The organism is Gordonia alkaliphila (assembly GCF_039542465.1).
GTDB lineage: Bacteria > Actinomycetota > Actinomycetes > Mycobacteriales > Mycobacteriaceae > Gordonia > Gordonia alkaliphila.
The window spans coordinates 1-2,105 of record NZ_BAABIE010000039.1 but is presented as its reverse complement, the minus strand read 5'-3'; the positions used below and the strand labels follow the sequence as shown (position 1 = coordinate 2,105).

Here is a 2,105-nt window from a genome sequence, read left to right as displayed (position 1 = left end):
CTCTACCTGGAAGCGATCGCCCGCGAGCTCAATGAGCGGCCACGCCAATGCCTGGGCTTCTACACCCCGAGGGAAGCCTTCGAACGCCTACTCAAAGACAACGTTGCTTCCACGATTTGACGGCTCTAGGGCCAGTCCAGCTGGTGTGTTAGCGTCCGGTTTAGTGTTTTCGGGCGGCTTCTTCTAGGGGAGGGTTTTCTGTCGAACAGTCGGGCGGAGGGCTTCAGGTCGTGATTCATCCCTCCGTCAAGTGGCGCGAGGAATCGAGCATTACGGCTATGCGATATTTAATACAGATTGGGTTCATTAAATGACTCAGAATTCAACGGGATTTACCGAATCGGAGTATCGGGAGTTTTCCAATCTATTTGTTTTCTGGGGAGAGAGGCATGCTGAGATTGGCGCCACGCCATCATGGGCAGGAATATGGCCCGAGGTTCCCGGCCAGTTCCCGGCGCATGAACTCTCCGCTCGCGGCCTCGGAGGCGACCCGGGGTACATCCTGCGGCGAGAAGGGGGCGTGGTGCGCCGATATTGGGTCGAACGGGGATGGCTAGTGAGCCGAGGTGAGTATGGACACGTCATCGATGCGATGAAGGCGATGGCGGCTACTCTTGCGTCTGAATATCGCGTGGCGCAAGGTTATGAGTCGCTATTTTCGAAGCTCGAGGGGACCATGCCTGATGGCGTCGAGATCTCGACCCTGGATGGCAGGGAGGTGTATCGGATATTGGGGGGAAGTCCCGATCAATGGATTCCCGTTTACGGCGTCCCTGGCGGCATTTCGCCATACTTTCTTACGCATAGTCTTGATCAGGTTAATGCAGACCTTCTGCGGCCGTAGTTTCCTCGCTCTGAAATCTGAAGTTCCGCTCTGACTCTTTCGGATTTCGGGGTGCGTTGACTCGTTAGCCGCGACCCTTTATCGGGGGTGATGCCCTGGCCTGTGCGGTTTCGGATTGATGGCTGCGTGGCTGATTATGGTCTGGTCTATCGGTCCTTGAGTATCAAATCTTATGAAGATGGAATACTTTAAATGATCCAACTGTCAACGGGATTGTCTGAATCAGAGTAACAGGTGTTTTCCAGTCTATTCGTCTTCTGGGGAGTAAGACATGCGGAGATCGGCGCCAAACCATCCTGGGCAGGAATATGGCCTGTGGCTCCTGGCCAGTTTCCGGCGCCTGAAATCTCTGCGCGCAGCTACGGAGGGGACCCAGCGTACATATTGCGGCGAGTAGAGGGTGTGGTATTTCGTTACTGGCTCGAGCGGGGATCGCTATTTGACGACGGTGAGTACGGGGACTTTGCCGAGGCGGCGAAGTACATGGCGGTCACACTCGCGAGTCAATATCGTGAGGCTAAGGGATATGAGCCGTTCCCTAGTAAGGTGGGCGAAATGATGTCTGATGGCGTCGAGGTTTCGACTATGGACGGTAGGGAGGTGTGTAGGCTTATAGATGGCGATCCCGGAAGGTATATTCCCGTGTATGGCAAATGGGCCCTTCGGATCTCAGAGTGCGTAGGTGAGGTTCGGGACGAGCGCGGGCACCCACAAGATGTAGGCGGGCCCTGGGTGATCGTGGAAGTTCCTACACGTCCCCGACGCACACCACAGGACTCATGGCTGAGCTTACTTCCGATGTTGCCGACACGATCTGCCGTACCGTCGAGTTGGGCGTGACGATTACCGGGGCTGCGGTCGGCGCCGATGACCGGACCCACATTTTCTGCGAGGTCCTCGACCCCGATCGACGCTGCCCGGACTGCAATATGGCAGGTCAACCACGTGATCGGGTCGCACGGGTCCTGACTGACACTCCTGCCGTCGGCCATCCAGTCCTCCTGCACGTGGCGGTTCCGCGGTTCGTGTGCCACACCAGCGACTGCTCCAGGTCGGTCTTCCGCGCGAGGATCGACCACATCGCCAGGGCGCGAGCAGTGGTCACGACCAGGACCGAGCGCTGGATTCTCCAGCGCCTGACTTTTATCACCGACTCGGACATATTGGACTTTGCTTGTTGCGACCTGCGGGTTTAGAGCTGTTTCGGGCTGGATTTGTGCACTAAGGATCGCCGATAGGGTGGGTGGATGGCCTACGTTCG

The 2,105-nt window shown here is 57.1% G+C and carries 1 protein-coding gene and 2 pseudogenes; all 3 read left to right on the top strand.

Features of this window, described 5'->3' with window-relative positions; translation table 11 throughout:
• A pseudogene (locus tag ABD989_RS17780) lies at positions 1–120 on the top strand (IS30 family transposase); the annotation flags it as partial.
• Positions 121–310: 190 nt separating this feature from the next.
• Positions 311–844, top strand: coding sequence for a hypothetical protein (locus ABD989_RS17595; protein ID WP_345314497.1), 534 nt, complete (start codon positions 311–313; stop codon positions 842–844).
• 779 nt (positions 845–1,623) lie between these two features.
• Positions 1,624–1,983: pseudogene (locus ABD989_RS17590) on the top strand (ISL3 family transposase); the annotation flags it as partial.
• Positions 1,984–2,105 lie beyond the last annotated feature (122 nt).

Coding starts and splice junctions, on each gene's coding strand:
- ABD989_RS17595 (WP_345314497.1), top strand. CDS start 311: ATGACTCAGAATTCAACGGGATTTACCGAATCGGAGTATCGGGAGTTT.